This is a genomic window from Oryzomicrobium sp. (genome assembly GCF_021287045.1).
In the GTDB taxonomy this organism is placed as follows: Bacteria; Pseudomonadota; Gammaproteobacteria; order Burkholderiales; family Rhodocyclaceae; genus Oryzomicrobium.
Window position 1 is genome coordinate 42,772 of the sequence record NZ_JAJTBG010000014.1, and the last position, 18,247, is coordinate 61,018.

Below are 18,247 nucleotides of genomic sequence, written 5' to 3' on the forward strand. Positions count from 1 at the left end.
GTTGGGGCGATGCTCGCGGCATCAGAACAGGGAAAGTTGCGAATCTTCCCCATTCGCCCGGCGGCGCTTGGCGGCGGAACGGGGCGGCACAGCAGCCTGGGCAGGCTGGGGCGGCGGCATGAAGCGGCTGCAATCCAGGGGCGGCGGGCTGGTGAAGCCGAGCCGCCTGCGGGCGAGGCGGAAGCGCTGCCCCATCAGCTCGGCGTAATGGCCCAGGCCGCGTAGGCGGTGGCCGAAGCGCGGGTCGTTGCGCCGGCCGCCGCGCATGTCGTAGAGCACCGCCATCACCCGGGCGGCCTTGCCCGGGGCATGGCGCGCCAGCCAGTCCTCGAGCAGGGGCGCCACCTCATGGGGCAGGCGCAGCACGCCGTAGTGGGCCCAGGCGGCGCCGGCCTGGCGGGCCGCCTCCAGGCCCTTTTCCAGTTCGTGGTCGTTGAGCCCGGGGATCAGGGGGGCGAAGGACACCCCCACCGGTACGCCGGCTTCGGCCAGGGCGCGGATCGCCGCCAGGCGCCGCTGGGGCGAGGCGGCTCGGGGTTCGAGATGGCGCGCCAGTTCGGCCGATAGGCCGGTCAGGGAGACGGCGGCGGTCACCAGGTTTTCCGCCGCCAGGGCGGCGAGCAGGTCGATGTCCCGTTCGATCAGGGCGCTCTTGGTGATGAGGGACACCGGGTGGCGGCAGGCGAGCAGCACCTCCAGGATGCGTCGGGTCAGCCGGGTCTGGCGTTCCACCGGCTGGTAGGCGTCCGTATTGACCCCCAGGGCGATCGGCGCGCAGACGTAGCCGGGCCGGGCCAGCTCGGCGGCGAGCAGTTCCGGGGCGTCCGGCTTGTGGAAAATCTGGGTCTCGAAGTCGAGGCCCGGCGAAAGCCCCAGGTAGTTGTGGCTGGGCCGGGCGTAGCAGTAGATGCAGCCGTGCTCGCAGCCCCGGTAGGGATTGATGGAGCGGTCGAAGGGCAGGTCCGGCGACTCGTTGCGGGCAATCACGGTGCGGGCCGTGTCGATCAGCAGCTGGGTGCGCGGGTCGGGCAGCAGGGGCGCCTCGTCCGGCGCCTGCTCCCAGCCCACCCGATCGGCTTCCACCACCTCGTCCGGCCGGTCCCGCTGCCAGGCGTCGAAACGGCCGGCGACGTTGGCCGCGCTGCCCCGGCCCCGGGGGGCGGGGCGGGCCGGTGCCGCGGGGTCTTGGGCAGGCGGTGGCGGGGGACGGCGGTCGGGGCGATCCATGGAGGCAGTATAGAACCGGGCGGCCGGCGATGCCGGGGGGCTGCCCCGAGGCCGCCCGGCTCCGGTAGAATCGAACGTTTCCCCGCCGTTCGCGCCGCGTCGTTCTCGCTAAGAACGCGCTTTTTTCCGGGATCACCGCCATGTCGCTCCACTCCGCCGCCCTTGCCCACACCTCCGCCGGCAACGCGTCCAAGCCGGTCACCGACGATGTCCGCATCAAGGAGATCAAGGAACTGGTACCGCCGGCCCACGTGTTTCGCGAATACCCCCTGAGCAACCGGGCGGCCCAGATCACCTATCAGGCCCGCCAGGGCATCCACCGCATCCTGCACGGCGCCGACGACCGGCTGGTGGTGGTGGTCGGCCCCTGTTCGATCCACGACACCGACGCCGCCCTGGACTATGCCCGCCGCCTGGAACCCCAGGCCCGCCAGCACCAGGACGACCTCTTGGTGGTGATGCGCGTCTATTTCGAGAAGCCGCGCACCACCGTGGGCTGGAAGGGCCTGATCAACGATCCGCGCATGGACGGCAGCTTCCGCATCAACGAGGGCCTGCGCCTGGCGCGCAAGCTGCTGCTCGACGTCAATGAACTGGGCCTGCCCTGCGCCACCGAGTTCCTCGACACCATCACCCCGCAATACACCGCCGACCTGATCGCCTGGGGCGCCATCGGCGCCCGCACCACCGAATCCCAGGTGCACCGCGAGCTGGCCTCCGGCCTGTCGTGTCCGGTGGGCTTCAAGAACGGCACCGACGGCAACGTCAAGATCGCCGTGGACGCCATCCGCGCCGCCCAGAGCCCGCACCATTTCCTGTCGGTGACCAAGTCCGGCCACACCGCCATCGTCTCCACCCTGGGCAATGAGGACTGCCACGTCATCCTGCGTGGCGGCAAGGCGCCCAACTACGACGCCGCCAGCGTGGACGTGGCCTGCAAGGACATCGCCGCCGCCGGCATGGCCGCCCGGGTGATGGTCGATTTCTCCCACGGCAACAGCAGCAAGCAGTACAAGCGCCAGATGGACGTCAGCACCGACGTGGCCGCCCAGCTGGCCGGCGGCGAGGAGCGCATCATCGGCGTGATGGTCGAGTCGAACATCGTCGAGGGGCGCCAGGACCACGTGCCGGGCCAGGCCCTGACCTACGGCCAGAGCGTCACCGACGCCTGCGTCGGCTGGGACGACAGCGCCGCCATCCTGGAGCAGCTGGCCGCCGCCGTGCGCGCCCGCCGCCTGGTGGAGGCGAGCGCCTGATCTTGCCCCACGGGCTCCGCCGTCCGGCGTTTCGCCCGGCTGGCGGGGCGCAGTACCCCGTAGCACCCCGCATCGCGCTGTATCCCGCAGTTTTCCCGTTCCCCGGCCCGGCCGGGAGCGGCGAGCGCGGACCGGACCGGCCGGACCTGCACCGCAGGCCGCCCCGGTCCGGTTTCGTTTATCCGAATCCTGTCCGAACCCGTTTCTGTCTTCCTCGCCCGTGACCACTCCATTCCGTACCGCCAACCCCCTGGCATCTCCGGCCGTCTGGCTGGGGCTGGTCCTGCTCTACGTATTCCGTGGCTTTTTGTCGTGGAAACTGCCGATCACCGGCGACGAAGCCTATTTCTACTGGTGGGGCGTGCGCCCGGACTGGGGCTTCTACGACCACCCGCCCATGGTCGGCTGGTGGATCGCCCTGCTGCTCAAGATTTCCCACGCGGAGTGGGCCATCCGCCTGCCGGCCCTGCTGCTGCCCATCCCGGTGGCGGCCTGCGCCTGGACCCTGGCCAAGCCGGCGGGGGAGGAGCGGGCCGGCTACGCCGCCCTGTTCACCCTGCTGATGCCGGCCTCGGTGGTGAACGTGCTGATCACCACCGACATCCCCCTGATCTTCTGGTCGGTGCTGTCGGTCACCGCCTACGTCACCGGCCTGCGCCGCCAATGCCTGGCCAGCCATGCTGCCGCCGGCCTGTTCCTCGCCCTGGCCTTCCTCTCCAAATACTTCGCCGTGCTGCTCGGGGTGGCCTACGTGATCCACACCGTGGCGGTGCGCCGCGACGAGAAGCGCTGGGCCGGCCTGTTCCTGCTGGTGCTGTTCGCCCTGCCCGGGCCGATCCTCAACATCTGGTACAACCAGGGCCACGGCTGGGCCAACGTGATGTTCAACGCCTTCAACCGCCACGAGGGCAACAATTCGGGCATCAGCTGGCAGCACCCGGTGACCTATGCGGTGACCCTGCTCTACGTGCTCACCCCCTTCCTGGTGGCCTTCCTGTGGCGCGACACCCGGGCGGTGCTGGAGGCCGGGCGGCGCGACGCCGGGGTGCGCGCCCTGTACTGGCTGGCCCTGATTCCCTTCGTCCTGTTCGGCCTGATGTCGGTGGGCAAGACCATCGGCCTGCACTGGCTGCTGTCCTTCGCCCCCCTGCTCGCCGTGGCCGCCGCCTGCGGCCTGCCCGACGGGCGCCTGCCCCGGCTGTCGCGCTGGCTGGCCGGTTTTGCCCTGGTGCATATGGTGGTGCTGGGGGTGGTGGTGGAGGCGCCGATCAGCTGGTGGAAGTCCACCAAGTGGTACGACGGGGTGGTGCTGACGGTGAAGTCCCAGGAACTGCTGGCCGAGCTCAAGCCCTACGAGGCCGACTACGTCTTCGCCAGCGATGGCTATTCCAACGCCGTGACCCTGGGCTACGACGCCCAGCGCTACTTCATCGTCTTCGGCCCGGGCTCGTCCCACGCCCGCCACGACGACATTTACACCGACTTTCGCGAGCTGGACGGCAAGAACATCCTCACCGTGCGCAAGTCCGAGCCCAACCTGGACGACTACCGCCCCTATTTCCGCCGCGTCGAGCTCAAGCAGTTCGATCTGGACGGGGTGACCTTCTATCTGGTGCTCGGCCAGGGCTTCCGCTACGAGCCCTACCGGGACACGGTGCTGCGCCAGGTCAAGGACCGCTGGTACCGGGTGCCGGCCTATCTGCCGATGAGCGCCTGCTACTTCGCCGACAAGTACTTCCCCGGCGAAACCTGCCGCTGACCGGGCGCCGACCATGTTCCGCCCCTACCTGCAACTGCTGCGCCCCCTGCAATGGGTGAAGAACGGCTTCGTCTTCGTCGGCGTGCTGTTCTCCCACAGCTGGGGCCAGCCGGACCTGCTGCGCGCCGCCCTGCTGGCCTTCGCCGCCTTCTCCCTGGCGGCGTCCAGCATCTACGTGGGCAACGACTACATGGACCGGGAGCAGGACCGGCTTCACCCGCGCAAGCGCCGCCGCCCCCTGGCCGCCGGCACTGTGCAGCCGGGCGCCGCCCTGGCCCTGGGGCTGGCCTGCGCCGTCGCCGGCCTGGCCCTGGCCGCCAGCGTGTCGGGCCCCCTGTTCCTGGTCATCGCCGCCTACCTGGGGCTCAACCTGGGCTATTCCCTGGGCTGGAAGCACGTGCCGGTGCTGGACGTGTCGATCATCGCCGCCGGCTTCATGCTGCGCATCCTGGCCGGCACCAAGGGCATCGGCATCGTGCCGTCCTACTGGCTGCTGCTGTGCGGGCTGATGGTCACCCTGTTCCTCGGCTTCGCCAAGCGCCGGGCCGAGTTGAACGCCCTGGAGGACGAGGCCGGCAGCCACCGCAAGGTGCTCAACGACTACGACACGGTGCTGCTCGACCAGCTCATCGCCATCTGCGCCGCCGCTACCATCGTCAGTTACAGCCTGTACACCGTCAGCGCCGAGACCGTGGCCCTGCACGGCACCCGCTACCTGGTCTACACGGTGCCTTTCGTGGTGTACGGCATCTTCCGCTACCTGTTCCTGCTGCACCGGCGCGGCGGCGGCGGCGACCCGACCACCGAGATCCTCGACCCCCACCTGCTGGTCACCGGCGCCCTGTGGCTGGCGGCGGTGGTCTGGCTGCTGGCGTGAATACGATTCCGGGCTGGCTATGCCGTTCGTCAGGGGTGACTGGCGGGCGACATGTCGAAAGGATAAAATCATGCCCTTTATATCCGGCCCGGCTGCACTCCTGATGCGATGAACGCCGTTCCCCAGCCCCCACCCTCCCCCGACGAGGTCCCCCTGGCCATCGCGCCGGTGGCCGACCCATTGCAGTCCCTGACCGTGCTGCTGGTGGAGGATGATCCGGTGATCCGCGCTTCCCTGGCCCTGCCGCTGGCCAAGCGGGTCGGCGCGGTGATCGAGGCCGGCAACGGGGAAGAGGGGCTGGCCCGCTTCCGCGAGCATCGCCCCCACGTGGTCATCACCGACTTGGTGATGCCCGGCCTGGACGGCCTGGCCCTGACCCGGGCGATCAAGGCCGAAAGCCCGGCCACGCCGGTGGTGATCGCCACCGGCCATTCCGAGGCCGACGCCCTGATCGCGGCCATCGAGATCGGCGTGGACCGCTACGTGTTGAAGCCGGTGCAGGTCGACTGCCTGCTCGGTGTGCTCGGCCCCCTGGCCTATACCGCCGCCCTCGAATCCCGCCAGAAACTGGCCGCCCAGGTGTTCGCCGCCAGCAGCGAGGCGATTCTCATCGCCGATGCCGACCTGACCGTGGTGGACGCCAACGACGCCTTCACCCGCATCAGCGGCTACGAGCGCAGCGAAGTCCTGGGCCTGCACGTGCTCGACCTGGACGGTGCCATCGAGGGCGAAGCCTTTCTCGAAGCCCTGTGGCGCACCGTGCGCGACACCGGCCACTGGCGCGGCGAACTGTGGAGCCGGCGCAAGAGCGGCGAACTGTATCCGGAATGGCGCAGCGTGGACGTGGTGCGCGACGCCGACGGCCGCATCAGCAACTACGTGGTGGCCTGGACCGACATCTCCGAGCGCAAGGAGGCCGAGGCCCGCATCCAGTACCTGGCCCACTACGACGCCCTGACCGACCTGCCCAACCGGGTGCTTTTCTCCGACCGCTTCGAGCAGGCCCTGATCCACGCCCGCCGCGCCGGCGAGACCGTGGGCGTGCTGTTCACGGACCTGGACCGCTTCAAGCTGGTGAACGATTCCCTGGGCCACAAGGTCGGCGACCAGGTGCTCCAGGAAGCGTCGCGGCGCCTCCTGTCCTGCGTGCGCGCCGAGGACACCGTGTCCCGCCTCGGCGGCGACGAGTTCGTCATCCTCCTGCCCGCCCTGCGCACGCCTCAGGATGCCGGCCGGGTGGCGGAAAAGGTGGTGGCCGCCTTGGCCCGCCCGTTCCGCCACAAGGGCGACGACCTGTCCATTTCCGCCAGCGTGGGCATCGCCTGCTTCCCCAACGACGGCGAACTGGCCGACACCCTGCTCACCCACGCCGACCTGGCCATGTACCGGGCCAAGAGCGTGGGGCGCAACAACTTCCAGTTCTTCAGCCCCGAGCTGGAGTCCGGCGCCCTGTCGCGCCTGTCCCTGGAGCACGACATGCGCCAGGGCCTGGAGCGGGGCGAATTCGAACTGCTCTACCAGCCCCAGGTGGACAACCCCACCGGCCGCCTGCTCGGCGTCGAGGCCCTGATCCGCTGGCACCACCCGGAGCGGGGCCTGCTGCTGCCCCGGGACTTCATCCCCCTGGCGGAGGAAAGCGGCTTCATCGTGCCCCTGTCCCTGTGGGTGCTGGCCGAGGCCGCCCGGCAGGTGTCCGTCTGGAGCGGCGCCGGGCTGCCCCCGGTGCGGGTGTCGATCAACCTGTGCGCCGCCCAGCTCAAGCAGCCGGATTTTGCCGCCAACTTCGCCCGCATCCTGGCCGAGGCCGGCGTGTCCGGCGAATACTTCGAGCTGGAATTCACCGAGCAGGTGCTGATGCAGGACGGGGAACGCAACCTGCTGGTGCTCTCCGACCTGAAGAAGCTCGGCGTCGGCATCACCCTGGACGACTTCGGCGTCGGCTATTCCAACCTCAACGTGCTGCGCCGCCTGCCGGTGGACACCCTCAAGATCGACCGTTCCCTGGTCTCCGAGGTCACCGAGAACAAGGACGACGCGGTGATCGTGGACGCCATCATCTCCATGGCCCAGCGCATGGACCTGAAGGTGGTGGCCGAAGGGGTGGAAACCGCCGACCAGGCCGGTTTCTTCCGCGACCGGGCCTGCCAGGAAATCCAGGGCCACTTCTTCAGCAAGCCCCTGGCCGCCGCCGACCTGCCGGGCTACCTGAACAACCTGCCCGGCGTACTGGCCCAAGTCGCCGGCTGAACCTGCCCGGCGCCGGCGTGGTTCGTGCCGAGGCGCGCTAGGCCGTACCAATTGCAGCGGTACTGCCGACGTCGTCGGCTTTCTAGGCGCCCTGGCGGGCGCCTGCTGCTTTCTCCCCTTCTGTTCTTCCGTTCCCCTTACTGCGCCTGGTCCGCCGCGGCCTCCGGCGCCGTGCTGCCTTGCTGGCGCGGTGCGGCTGCTTGTTCGCGCCGTTCCATCTCGGCTAGGAAGTCCCGGGCGACCGGGTTGTTCCCGGCGTCGGCGGCCAGGGTCCGAAGCACCTGGGGCATCCATTTCGGGCGCAGCTCCTCCCGGGCTGTGGCGTAGTCCAGGGTGTCCATGCGGTTGCCGTCGCGGATCACGTAGCGCCTGCCGAAGAGGGGAAAGAAGCGCTCGCCGGTGCTGAAGATCTTGTGCTCCGGCTTGTCCGGGCAATTTTCCGTGGTGAGGATCAGGGCGTAGCCCACGGGCTTGTCCGGCGCCGGGGGCTGGACCACGCCGGTGATGGGCTGCACCTCTTCCCAGTCCCGGGCGAACTCGACCATCACCCCGTCGTAGAGGCAGTGGTCGGCCCACAGCGGCGCCTGCTGCTTCATTCGCACCGCGTAGACCCGCACGCCCTCCTGGAACGGGATGTCGCTGGTGGCATTGGCGACGATGGTCAGGCTCTGGGCGGCGACGGTGGCGCCGAGGTACAGGACGTTGAGGAGTTCGAACAAGGCGGTTTCCTGGGGTGGGAAATTGCCCCCATTCCGGCCGTGCGCGGGAATGGCGGTGCGGGAGTGGCAGGGAGGCAGGGGGGAGGGCGGGCGCAGTGCCGATCCGAACACTTCCCCATGGCCCCACGACGGCGGCGCATTGTACAAACCCCGCGCCCCTATTGGGTTTCCGGATAGGGGGCGTGGAATGCCGCGCCACGCGCCGATCTCCGGCCAGGGGTGCCGGAATGCGAGGATTGGTGCCGCTTTGCGGGGAGTTGCCCTGAGTGTCGGGAAAGCGGGAAGGCTTGGGGATGACGCCGCCGGACGGCGGAGCGCCCCGCTGGTCATGCCGCGCCTCGGCCAGAAGAGACAGAGGCGGCGCCGGCACTCAATGTCCGGTGCAGGCAACGGTGAGGCGGGAAGCAGGAAGCAGGAAGGAAAGCGGGAGGCGGGAGGCGGGAGGCGGGACGCGGAAGTATTCGAGGGGCCCACATGACCTCCATCCAGGGGCACAGCGGGCGTTTCCCGGCGACGCCTCGGGCAGGGAAAATCGGGCGCCGTGCCGCCAGCGAACGGCGCCCAGGGAGCGTCAGCCCTGATGCCCCCGGTTGTGGCGCCACAGCACGTCGCTGCCGCCGGCTTCCTTGTTCAGGCTGCGGCCGAGGATGAAGAGCAGGTCGGAGAGACGGTTCAGGTACTGGCGGGCCTGGTCGGACACCGCTTCGTGGTGGGCCAGGCGGACCACGCTGCGCTCGGCGCGGCGGCACACGGTGCGGGCCAGGTGGGCGTGGGCGGCGGCCAGGGTGCCGCCGGGCAGGATGAATTCCTTGAGCGGGGTGAGGCTGGCGTTGAACTCCTCGGCCCAGGCTTCGAGCTGGGCCACCTGCTCGGTCTTCACGGCGGTGGCGCCGGGGATGCACAGCTCGCCGCCCAGGTCGAACAGGTCGTGCTGGACCACCGACAGCACTTCTTGCACCCGGGCCTCGATGGCGGCGGGCAGGGCGCTGGCGCGCAGCACGCCAACCAGGGAATTGAGCTCGTCCACCTCGCCCAGGGCGTCGATGCGCGGGCTGTCCTTGTCCACCCGGGAGCCATCGCCCAGGCCGGTGGTGCCGGCATCGCCGGTGCGGGTGACGATTTTCGAAAGACGGTTGCCCATGATCTAATCCTGACCTTCGTTGATGGTTGACGAAAACACTCGGGATTATAGCGACTCGCGCCGCCCGGTGCCGCCCGCGGCTGTTGCCGTGCCGGCCGGGGGCGGCGCGGCCGCCCGCTCAGACCACGCCAGCCGCCATGCTCAAGTTCGCCGCCAACCTGACCTTCCTGTTCGCCGACCGGCCCTTTCTCGACCGTTTCGCCGCCGCCGCCCAAGCGGGTTTTGCCGGGGTCGAGTACCTGTTCCCCTACGACGTCGCCGCCGAGGAAATCCGTGCCCGGCTGACGGCCCACGATCTCACCCAGGCCCTCTTCAACCTGCCCGCCGGCGACTGGGCCGGCGGCGAGCGGGGCCTGGCGGCCCTGCCCGGGCGGGAGGCGGATTTTCGCGCCGGCCTGGACCTGGCCCGGCGCTACGCCGCAGCCCTCGGCTGCACCCGGCTCCACGCCATGGCCGGCATTCCTCCGGCCGGCGCCGATCCGGCGGCGGTGCGCGCCACCTACCTGGCCAACATCCGCCACGCCGCCCGCGTCCTGGCGGCGGACGGCATCACCCTGATGATCGAGCCGATCAACAGCCGCATCGACATGCCCGGCTACTGGCTCGACTCGCCCCGGGCCGCCTTCGCCCTGCTCGACGCGATCGGCGAGGCCAACGTCCGCGTCCAGTACGACCTGTACCACGCCCAGATCATGGAGGGCGACCTGGCCCGCACGCTGGAATATGGCCTGGCCCGCACCCTGGAATACGGCCTGGCCGGCGCCGCGCCGCGCATCGGCCACCTGCAAGTGGCCGACAACCCGGGCCGGGGCGAGCCGGGCAGCGGCGAGATCGCCTATCCCTTCCTCTTCGCCACCCTGGAGCGCCTCGGTTACAACGGCTGGATCGGCTGCGAATACAAGCCGGCTGCCAGCACCGAGGCCGGCCTGGGCTGGTTCGCCCCCTACCGCCGTCGGGATCGACCGCCGCTGCCGGCGTAAAGGCGGCGCAGATGAGTGAAGGGGATGGATGAATTCCCCGCACGTTCCGCCCTCCAACCGGATGCCTCCCGGCGCCGCCACCGACCCGATTTTCCGGAGCCTTGCCATGACCTCTCCCCGCGACTTGCTGCGCGAGCTGTTCGACGCCGCCGTGGCCGCCGCCGACCCGGCGGTGGTGCTGCCGCCCTTCCTCGATCGCTTCCTGCCCGATCCCACCGCCCTGGCCCACGCCTCGGGGCGGCTGGTGGTGGTGGGCGCGGGCAAGGCCGCCGCCGCCATGGCCGCCGCCGTCGAAGCCTGGGCGGAAAAGCACTGGCACGGCGATCTGTCCGGCCTCTCCGGCATGGTGGTGACCCGCTACGGCCACGGCGCGCCGACCCGCCGCATCCGCGTGGTGGAAGCCGCCCACCCGGTGCCGGACGCCGCCGGCGAAGCCGCCGCCGCCGAGATGCTGGCCCTGGTGCGGACCCTCACCCCGAACGACCGGCTGCTGGTGCTGCTTTCCGGCGGCGGTTCGGCCCTGCTGGCGGCGCCCCTGCCGGGCATCGACCTGGCCACCAAGCGGGCCCTCACCAAGGAACTGCTCGCCTGCGGCGCCGCCATCGACGAGATCAACTGCGTGCGCAAGCACCTTTCGGCGGTCAAGGGCGGCCGGCTGGCCGCCGCATCGCTGGCGCCGGGGCTGACCCTGGCCATTTCCGACGTGGTCGGCGACGACCCCTCGGTGATCGCCTCCGGCCCCACGGTGCCGGACCCCTCCACCTGCGCCGATGCCCTGGCCATCCTGTGCCGCTACGAGATCGACGTGCCCGACGCGGTGCGCGCCCTGCTCGAATCCGGCGAGGGCGAGTCGGAGTCAGTCAAGCCCGGCGACCCCCGCCTGGCCCGCCACGACTACCACCTGGTGGCGGCGCCCATGCTGAGTCTGCACGCCGCCGCCAACGTGGCCCGGGCCGCCGGGGTCACGCCGCTGATCCTGGGCGACGCCATTGCCGGCGAATCCCGGGAGGTGGCCCGGGCCTTCGCCGGCCTGGCCGTCTCCAGCCGTCTGCACGGCCTGCCGGCCCAGCCGCCCTGCGTGCTGCTGTCCGGCGGCGAGACCACCGTCACCCTCAAGAATCCCAACGGACGGGGCGGGCGCAATACCGAGTTCCTGCTCGGCCTGGCCCTGGCCCTGCAAGGCGCCGAGGGCATCTGGGCCCTGGCCGGCGATACGGACGGCATCGACGGTTCCGAGGACAACGCCGGCGCCGTCGTCACCCCGGACACCCTGGCCCGTGCCCGGGACCGGGGCGTGGACGCCCTGGTCAAGCAGGACGAAAACGACGCCTGGGGCTTCTTCCACGAAACCGGCGACCTGCTCGTCACCGGCCCGACCCGTACCAACGTCAACGACTTCCGCGCCATCCTGGTGCTCTGACCTGGGCTGGCCGGGGCGCGCCTGAAGGCGTCTGGACGTATCAGGGAATGCCTAGACGCGCTCGGACTGATCTGGCCTCGACGCGTCACGGCCGGCGGGCGGCATCGGCCGTGCCGGCCGGGCCATGTATTAATAAAATTAATACATCGGGCCGATGAAAAAAAAAGGTCCGCGCCAGTATTGGACCTTGGCGATCTTGCTGCTGCAATACATGAAGAAAATTCAAGTATCGCCAGCGGCGTCCCGGTGCGCGGCCACCTGCTGCGGCCGCTCGCTTTGCGTTACCTCAAACGCTACGGCGGCACCTGAATTATCATGATTTCCTAATGTAATGATTTTCCCGGCCCGGCCGGGACGAGGTGGAGCATGGACTGGTGGGGATTGCTGGAAACCCTGGGCGAGCGCCCGGTGGCCGTGGCCGGGGGCGCCTGCATCGGGGTGCTGTTCGGCGCTCTGGCCCAGCGGTCCCGCTTCTGCCTGCGCGCCGCCACCGTGGCGGTGGCCCGGGGCGAATGGCTGGCGCCGGGCAGCGAGGGCGCGCGCCGGGTGGCGGTGTGGCTGCTCACCTTCGCCACCGCCGTGGTGGCCGCCCAGGCCCTGATCCTGGCCGGCTGGCTCGACGTCTCCGGCGCGCGCCAGCTGGCCGCCCGGGGCAGCCTGTCCGGCGCCCTGATCGGCGGGCTGCTGTTCGGCGCCGGCATGATCCTGGCCCGGGGCTGCGCCAGCCGCCAGCTGGTGGTGGCCGCCACCGGCAACCTGCGCGCCCTGCTCACCGGCCTGGTCTTCGCCGTGGCCGCCCAGGCCTCCCTGTCCGGCCTCCTGGCTCCCCTGCGCAACGCCCTGGCCGGCTGGTGGACCGTGGACGGCGGCGCCCGGGACCTGCTCGCCCTGGCCTCCCTGGGCCACGGCGGCGGCCTGGCGGTGGGGCTGTTGTGGCTGGGCACCGCCGGGGTGGCGCTGCGCCGCGCCCGGCTGTCCGTGCCGATGAGCCTGGCGGCGGTGGGGGTGGGGGCGGTGGTGGCCGCCGCCTGGTGGTTCACCGCCACCCTGGCCGGCCAGAGCTTCGAACCCCTGCCGGTGCAGAGCCTGTCGTTCACCGGCCCCTCGGCGGACATGCTGATGCAGGTGCTGGCCCCCCTGACCAAGCCCCTGGGCTTCGACACCGGGCTGGTGCCCGGGGTGGTGCTGGGCGCCTTCCTGGCCGCCTGGCGCGGCGGCGAACTCAAGCTCGAAGGCTTCCAGGGCGGCGAGATGATGCGCCGCTACATCGCCGGGGCGGTGCTGATGGGCTTCGGCGGTATGCTCGCCGGCGGCTGCGCCGTGGGGGCGGGTATCTCCGGCGCGGCCATCTTCGCCCTCACGTCCTGGCTCACCCTGGTGGCCATGTGGCTCGGCGCGGTGTTGGCCGACTACTGGATCGACCAGCCCCGGGGGCGCCTGGCGCCCCAGGCCGGCTGATCCGGCGCCGCTCATGATGTAGCTCCCGCACCCCAGCGGTTGGGTTGCTGCGGTTGCGCCGGTCCCCGGTGGGCCCGTGGGGCGGCTGGGGCTGCCCATCCGTGGCCGGGCGCGGGGCTTGGCCCTGGCCTTTTTGGTGTTTACGTAATCGTAAGTACGTGCTGAAATGAGCAACTTGTCAGACAAGTTGCTCATCCATGGCCGTCGCCGTTCCCGATCCCCTTTCCGCTCCCGAATCCGCCGGCACCCGCCGCTCCGAGGCGGTGCACCTGGCCCTGGCCGGGCGCATCCGTAGCGGCGACCTGGCCCCCGGGGCCCGTCTGCCCACCGAGAAGGACCTGTGCGCCGAGTTCGGTGTCTCCCGTCCCATGGTGCGGGAGGCCGTGGCCCGCCTGAAGGCCGACGGGCTGGTGATTTCCCGCCAGGGGGCCGGCGTGTTCGTGGCCGACACCCCGAGCCGGCTGGCCTTCGACGTGCCCGCCGACCAGGACCGGCGTGGCGCCCGGGAGCGTCTTGCCCACATCTTCGAATTGCGCACCCTGGTGGAGATCGGCGTCGCCGAACTGGCCGCCCGGCGGCGGCGCCCCAAGGACCTGAAGGCCATGGCCGCCGCCCTGGGGCGCATGGCCGGCGCGGTGGCGGCCCACGGCGACGGGGGGCGGGACGACGACGCCTTCCACGGCGCGGTGGCGGCCGCCACCGGCAACCCCATGATGCGCGACCTGGTGGGCTTCCTGTCCAAACAGTTCTCCGAATCCCGGCGCCTCTCCTGGGCCCCGGAACAGCATGCCCTGGGCCGCACCCAGGCCTTGCAGGACGAGCACCGGGCCATCTATGACGCCATCGCCACCGGCGACCCGGCGGCGGCCCGGGCGGCCAGTTTCCAGCACCTGTCGGCCACCGCCGCCCGCCTCGACATCGCCCTGGGCGAGGACATCGCCAGCGACCTGGCCGCGGCGTGCCTGCGCCAGGAGCCCGGACCATGACGCCGCTTGCCGGAGCCAGGCCCGCTTGAATCCATGACGACACGAATCCGGAGGAGACATCCATGAGCCACGACAACGCGCCGCCCCCGCTGCGGCCGGCCCCCGACTACGCCGGCGCCGACCGGGACTTCGCCCGGGACGCGGCGGCCCGCGCCGCCCTATTCGCCCGCCTGGGCGCCGCCCTGCCCGAGGGCAGCCTGATGGTGGAGGCCGAGGATTTGCGCCCCTACGAGTGCGACGGCTTGTCGGCCTACCGCCAGGTGCCCATGGCGGTGGCCCTGCCCGCCGACGAGGCCCAGGTGGCGGCGGTGCTGGCCATCTGCCACGAGCTGGAGGTGCCGGTGGTGGCCCGGGGCGCCGGCACCGGCCTGTCCGGCGGCGCCTTGCCCCACGCCCACGGCGTGGTGCTGTCCCTGGCGCGCATGAAGCAGATCCTGTCCATGGATGCCACATCCCGCACCGCCGTGGTCCAACCCGGGGTGCGCAACCTGGCCATCTCGGAAGCCGCCGCCAGCCTGGGGCTGTACTACGCCCCGGACCCCTCGTCCCAGATCGCCTGCACCATCGGCGGCAACGTGGCCGAGAACTCCGGCGGGGTGCACTGCCTCAAGTACGGCCTGACGGTGCACAACGTGCTCAAGGTGCGCGGCGTGACCATCAGCGGCGAGGTCGTCGAATTCGGCTCGGCGGCCCTGGATGCCCCGGGCTACGACCTGCTGGCCCTGATGATCGGCTCCGAGGGCATGCTGGCGGTGGTCACCGAGGTCACCGTGCGCCTCACCCCCAAGCCCCAGCTGGCCCAGGTGGTGATGGCCTCCTTCGACGACGTGAACAAGGCCGGCGACGCGGTGGCGGCGATCATCGCCGCCGGCATCATCCCGGCCGGCCTGGAGATGATGGACAAGCCCGCCACCCTGGCGGTGGAACCCTTCGTCAACGCCGGCTACGACCTGGAGGCCGAGGCCATCCTGCTGTGCGAATCCGATGGCACCCCGGAAGAGGTGGCCGAGGAGATCGCCCGGGTCAAGACCGTGCTCGACCGCTGCGGCGCCCGGGCCATGGCCGTGTCGCGCAGCGAGGAGGAACGGCTCAAGTTCTGGGCTGGGCGCAAGGCCGCCTTTCCCGCCGTGGGGCGCATTTCCCCCGACTACTACTGCATGGACGGCACCATTCCGCGGAAGCGCCTGGCCGAGATGCTCACGGCCATCGCCGCCCTGTCGCAGAAGTACGGCCTGCGCTGCGCCAACGTCTTCCACGCCGGCGACGGCAACCTGCACCCCCTGATCATGTTCGACGCCAACGAGCCGGGGGAACTGGAGCGGGCCGAGGCCTTCGGCGCCGAGATATTGGAGAAGTCGGTGGAATTCGGCGGCTCGATCACCGGCGAGCACGGGGTGGGGGCCGAGAAGATCAACCAGATGTGCGTCCAGTTCAACCGCGACGAGCGGGACTTCTTCTTCGCCGTGAAGCGGGCCTTCGACAAGCGCGGCCTGCTCAACCCGGGCAAGGCCATCCCGACCCTGCACCGCTGCGCCGAGTACGGCCGCATGCGCGTCTCCTTCGGCCAGATGCCCTTCCCCGACCTGCCGCGCTTCTGATGCCGCCGACCGACCCGATTCCGGACACGACCATGGCCATTACCGCTACTCCAGCTACTCCATCCGCGCCCCCGTCCGCGGCCTACGACGCCATCCTCGAAGGCTTCGCCGCACGCATCCGCCAGGCCGCCGAGGCGGGTACGCCGTTGCGCATCGAAGGCGGCGGCAGCAAGAACTTCTACGGCGGCCCGCTGCACGGCGAGGTGTTGTCCACCGCCGCCTACCGCGGCGTGATCGCCTACGAACCCACCGAGCTGGTGATCACCGCCCGGGCCGGCACGCCCCTGGCCGAGATCGAGACGGTACTGGCGGAACGGCAGCAGATGCTGGCCTTCGAGCCGCCGCGCTTTTCGCCCACCTCCACCATCGGCGGCGTGGTCGCCGCCGGCCTGTCCGGGCCGCGCCGCCTCCAGGCCGGCGCGGTGCGCGACTTCGTGCTCGGCACCCGCATCATCGACGGCCAGGGGCGCATCCTCACCTTCGGCGGCCAGGTGATGAAGAACGTGGCCGGCTACGACGTCTCCCGGGTGATGGCCGGCAGCCTGGGCACCCTGGGGCTGATCGCCGAGGTGTCCCTGAAGGTGCTGCCGGTGCCGGTGGCCGAGGCCACCCTGCGCTTTGCCTGCGACCCGGCCGAGGGCATCGTCCGGGTCAATCGCTGGGGCGGCCAGCCCCTGCCCATCTCGGCCACCGCCTGGCACGGCGGCGCCCTGTGGGTGCGCCTCTCCGGCGCCGAGGCGGCGGTGGCCGCCGCCCGGGCCGTGCTCGGCGGCGAGGCGGTGGACGACGGGGCCGGGCGCGCCCTGTGGCAGGCCCTACGCGATCAGACTCACGCCTTCTTCGCGTCGGCCGACGCGGCCGGCACCCCCCTGTGGCGCCTGTCGGTGCCCTCCACGGCCCAGCCCCTGGACCTACCCGGGGAAACCCTGGTGGAGTGGGGCGGAGCCCTGCGTTGGCTGGCCGCCGACCTGCCTGCCGACAAGGTGCGCACCACCGTCCTGGCCGCCGGGGGGCACGCCACCCTGTACCGGGCCGGCGACGAGGCCAAGGTCCGCGCCGGCGGGGCCTTCCAGCCCCTGTCCCCGGCCATGGCGGCGCTCAACCGCAACCTCAAGCGCGAGTTCGACCCCAAGGGCGTCTTCGGCCCGGGGCGCCTCTACCCCGACTTCTAAGCCCGCGCCCGACGACCCGAACGCCCTGACGAGACATCCGCCATGCAGACCCAACTCGCCGATTTCATCCGCGACACCCCGGAAGGCCGGGAGGCCGACACCATCCTGCGCAAGTGCGTGCACTGCGGCTTTTGCACCGCCACCTGCCCCACCTACCAACTCCTCGGCGATGAGCTGGACGGGCCCCGGGGGCGCATCTACCTGATCAAGCAGGTGCTCGAAGGCCAGGAGGTGACGGAAAAGACCCGCCTGCACCTGGACCGCTGCCTGACCTGCCGTTCCTGCGAAACCACCTGCCCCTCCGGGGTCCAGTACCACCGGCTGCTCGACATCGGCCGCGGCGTGGTCGAAGCCCGGGTGCCGCGCCCCGCCGGCCAGCGCCTGCTCTACCGGGCGCTGCGCACCGTGCTGCCCAACCGGGCGGCCTTCGAGGCGGTGCTCAAGGCCGGCCGGCTGGCCCGGCCCTTCCTGCCCGTGGCCCTGGCCGAGAAGCTGCGCCCCCCGGCACCGGCCAAGGCCCGCCCGGCGCCGGAGTGCCATGCCCGCCGGGTGATCCTGCTCGAAGGCTGCGTCCAGCCCGGCCTGGCCCCCAACATCAACGCCGCCGCTGCCCGGGTGCTCGACCGGGTGGGTATCGCCATCGTCCGCGAGGGCGAGAAGAAGGCCGGTTGCTGCGGCGCCTTGCGCTACCACCTGAACGACCAGGACGGCGGCCTGGACGACATGCGCGCCAACATCGACGCCTGGTGGCCGGCGGTGGAGGCCGGCGCCGAGGCCATTCTGGTGACGGCCTCGGCCTGTAGCGCCCAGGTCAAGGAATACGGGCACCTGCTGCGCCACGACCCGGCCTACGCCGAGCGGGCCGCCCGGGTCAGCGCCCTGGCCCGGGACGTGGCCGAAGTGGTGGCCGGCGAGGAGGCGGCCATTGCCGCCGCCCTGGCCAAGGCGCACGGCGGGGACGCGGGGAGCGCTGCCGCGGCCCCGGCCAGAGTGGCCTTCCATTCCCCCTGTACCCTCCAGCACGGGCAGAAGATTCGCGGCGTGGTGGAACGGCTGCTCGCCGCCGCCGGCTACGCCCTCACCCCGGTGGCCGACGGCCACCTGTGCTGCGGTTCCGCCGGCACCTATTCCCTGACCCAACCGGAACTGTCCCTCCAGCTGCGCAGCAACAAGTTGGCGGCCCTGGAGGCGGGCAATCCGGGAGTGATCGTCACCGCCAACATCGGCTGCCTCAACCACCTGGCGGCCGGCACCGCCACCCCGGTGCGGCACTGGATCGAACTGCTCGACGAGCGCCTGGGCGAGGTATGACCGGCGCAGGCTGACGGCCGGGAAGGCGGCGGTACGCCCCCGCCGCCCGGGAAAACATGCCGGGCGGAATCCGGGGGATGGCCGGAAAACCAATAC

Annotated in this window: 14 protein-coding genes; 11 read left to right on the plus strand and 3 right to left on the minus strand. The window is 71.0% G+C overall.

Going from position 1 to position 18,247, the window contains the following annotated elements; genetic code table 11:
• Positions 1-21 precede the first annotated feature (21 nt).
• On the minus strand, positions 22-1,227 hold the full coding sequence (locus tag LWW89_RS14660) for a PA0069 family radical SAM protein (RefSeq protein WP_293265449.1): 1,206 nt from the start codon (positions 1,225-1,227) through the stop codon (positions 22-24).
• A gap of 140 nt (positions 1,228-1,367) precedes the next feature.
• On the opposite strand from LWW89_RS14660, the gene aroG reads away from it, so the two are divergent.
• The 4 genes from aroG to LWW89_RS14680 all read left to right on the plus strand — a co-directional run bounded on the left by aroG (position 1,368) and on the right by LWW89_RS14680 (position 7,366).
• Positions 1,368-2,483 carry a 3-deoxy-7-phosphoheptulonate synthase AroG gene (aroG, locus tag LWW89_RS14665; RefSeq protein ID WP_293265450.1) on the plus strand — a complete coding sequence of 372 codons (1,116 nt, stop codon included), beginning with the start codon at positions 1,368-1,370 and terminating at the stop codon, positions 2,481-2,483.
• A gap of 220 nt (positions 2,484-2,703) precedes the next feature.
• Entirely contained in the window at positions 2,704-4,242 is a 1,539-nt protein-coding gene (locus LWW89_RS14670) for a glycosyltransferase family 39 protein (RefSeq protein ID WP_293265452.1), read from the plus strand.
• Positions 4,243-4,255: 13 nt separating this feature from the next.
• Entirely contained in the window at positions 4,256-5,119 is an 864-nt protein-coding gene (locus LWW89_RS14675) for a decaprenyl-phosphate phosphoribosyltransferase (RefSeq protein WP_293265454.1), read from the plus strand.
• Positions 5,120-5,227: 108 nt separating this feature from the next.
• Complete coding sequence (locus LWW89_RS14680; protein ID WP_293265456.1) at positions 5,228-7,366, plus strand: EAL domain-containing protein; 2,139 nt, start codon at positions 5,228-5,230, stop codon at positions 7,364-7,366.
• 137 nt (positions 7,367-7,503) lie between these two features.
• Here LWW89_RS14680 and LWW89_RS14685 read toward each other — a convergent pair whose 3' ends face one another.
• Together LWW89_RS14685 and LWW89_RS14690 are read right to left on the minus strand one after the other, a co-directional pair.
• On the minus strand, positions 7,504-8,085 hold the full coding sequence (locus LWW89_RS14685) for a hypothetical protein (RefSeq protein WP_293265458.1): 582 nt from the start codon (positions 8,083-8,085) through the stop codon (positions 7,504-7,506).
• Between the two features lie 571 nt (positions 8,086-8,656).
• The gene (locus LWW89_RS14690; RefSeq protein ID WP_293265460.1) at positions 8,657-9,226 is read right to left on the minus strand and encodes a cob(I)yrinic acid a,c-diamide adenosyltransferase; all 570 of its coding nucleotides are present in this window, start codon (positions 9,224-9,226) and stop codon (positions 8,657-8,659) included.
• 137 nt (positions 9,227-9,363) lie between these two features.
• Between LWW89_RS14690 and otnI the strand changes: the two genes are divergently transcribed.
• The 7 genes from otnI to glcF all read left to right on the plus strand — a co-directional run bounded on the left by otnI (position 9,364) and on the right by glcF (position 18,151).
• Complete coding sequence (otnI, locus tag LWW89_RS14695) at positions 9,364-10,206, plus strand: 2-oxo-tetronate isomerase (protein WP_293265462.1); 843 nt, start codon at positions 9,364-9,366, stop codon at positions 10,204-10,206.
• A gap of 106 nt (positions 10,207-10,312) precedes the next feature.
• The gene (locus LWW89_RS14700) at positions 10,313-11,626 is read left to right on the plus strand and encodes a glycerate kinase (protein WP_293265464.1); all 1,314 of its coding nucleotides are present in this window, start codon (positions 10,313-10,315) and stop codon (positions 11,624-11,626) included.
• A 366-nt stretch (positions 11,627-11,992) separates the two neighbouring features.
• Entirely contained in the window at positions 11,993-13,084 is a 1,092-nt protein-coding gene (locus LWW89_RS14705) for a YeeE/YedE family protein (RefSeq protein ID WP_293265466.1), read from the plus strand.
• A gap of 197 nt (positions 13,085-13,281) precedes the next feature.
• On the plus strand, positions 13,282-14,070 hold the full coding sequence (locus LWW89_RS14710; protein ID WP_293265468.1) for a FadR/GntR family transcriptional regulator: 789 nt from the start codon (positions 13,282-13,284) through the stop codon (positions 14,068-14,070).
• A gap of 62 nt (positions 14,071-14,132) precedes the next feature.
• Positions 14,133-15,668 (plus strand): FAD-linked oxidase C-terminal domain-containing protein, encoded by a 1,536-nt coding sequence (locus LWW89_RS14715; RefSeq protein WP_293265470.1) that lies wholly within the window; start codon positions 14,133-14,135, stop codon positions 15,666-15,668.
• A 32-nt stretch (positions 15,669-15,700) separates the two neighbouring features.
• Positions 15,701-16,840: a glycolate oxidase subunit GlcE gene (gene glcE / locus LWW89_RS14720; protein ID WP_293265472.1), complete on the plus strand. Its 1,140-nt coding sequence runs from the start codon at positions 15,701-15,703 to the stop codon at positions 16,838-16,840.
• Between the two features lie 42 nt (positions 16,841-16,882).
• Positions 16,883-18,151: a glycolate oxidase subunit GlcF gene (glcF, locus tag LWW89_RS14725; RefSeq protein ID WP_293265474.1), complete on the plus strand. Its 1,269-nt coding sequence runs from the start codon at positions 16,883-16,885 to the stop codon at positions 18,149-18,151.
• The last annotated feature ends 96 nt before the right edge of the window (positions 18,152-18,247 follow it).

Bases quoted from the DNA above. Each gene is read 5' to 3' on its own strand.
- LWW89_RS14660 (WP_293265449.1), bottom strand. From the start codon at position 1,227: ATGGATCGCCCCGACCGCCGTCCCCCGCCACCGCCTGCCCAAGACCCC.
- aroG (WP_293265450.1), top strand. From the start codon at position 1,368: ATGTCGCTCCACTCCGCCGCCCTTGCCCACACCTCCGCCGGCAACGCG.
- LWW89_RS14675 (WP_293265454.1), top strand. From the start codon at position 4,256: ATGTTCCGCCCCTACCTGCAACTGCTGCGCCCCCTGCAATGGGTGAAG.
- LWW89_RS14680 (WP_293265456.1), top strand. From the start codon at position 5,228: ATGAACGCCGTTCCCCAGCCCCCACCCTCCCCCGACGAGGTCCCCCTG.
- LWW89_RS14690 (WP_293265460.1), bottom strand. From the start codon at position 9,226: ATGGGCAACCGTCTTTCGAAAATCGTCACCCGCACCGGCGATGCCGGC.
- otnI (WP_293265462.1), top strand. From the start codon at position 9,364: ATGCTCAAGTTCGCCGCCAACCTGACCTTCCTGTTCGCCGACCGGCCC.
- LWW89_RS14700 (WP_293265464.1), top strand. From the start codon at position 10,313: ATGACCTCTCCCCGCGACTTGCTGCGCGAGCTGTTCGACGCCGCCGTG.
- LWW89_RS14705 (WP_293265466.1), top strand. From the start codon at position 11,993: ATGGACTGGTGGGGATTGCTGGAAACCCTGGGCGAGCGCCCGGTGGCC.
- LWW89_RS14710 (WP_293265468.1), top strand. From the start codon at position 13,282: ATGGCCGTCGCCGTTCCCGATCCCCTTTCCGCTCCCGAATCCGCCGGC.
- LWW89_RS14715 (WP_293265470.1), top strand. From the start codon at position 14,133: ATGAGCCACGACAACGCGCCGCCCCCGCTGCGGCCGGCCCCCGACTAC.
- glcE (WP_293265472.1), top strand. From the start codon at position 15,701: ATGGCCATTACCGCTACTCCAGCTACTCCATCCGCGCCCCCGTCCGCG.
- glcF (WP_293265474.1), top strand. From the start codon at position 16,883: ATGCAGACCCAACTCGCCGATTTCATCCGCGACACCCCGGAAGGCCGG.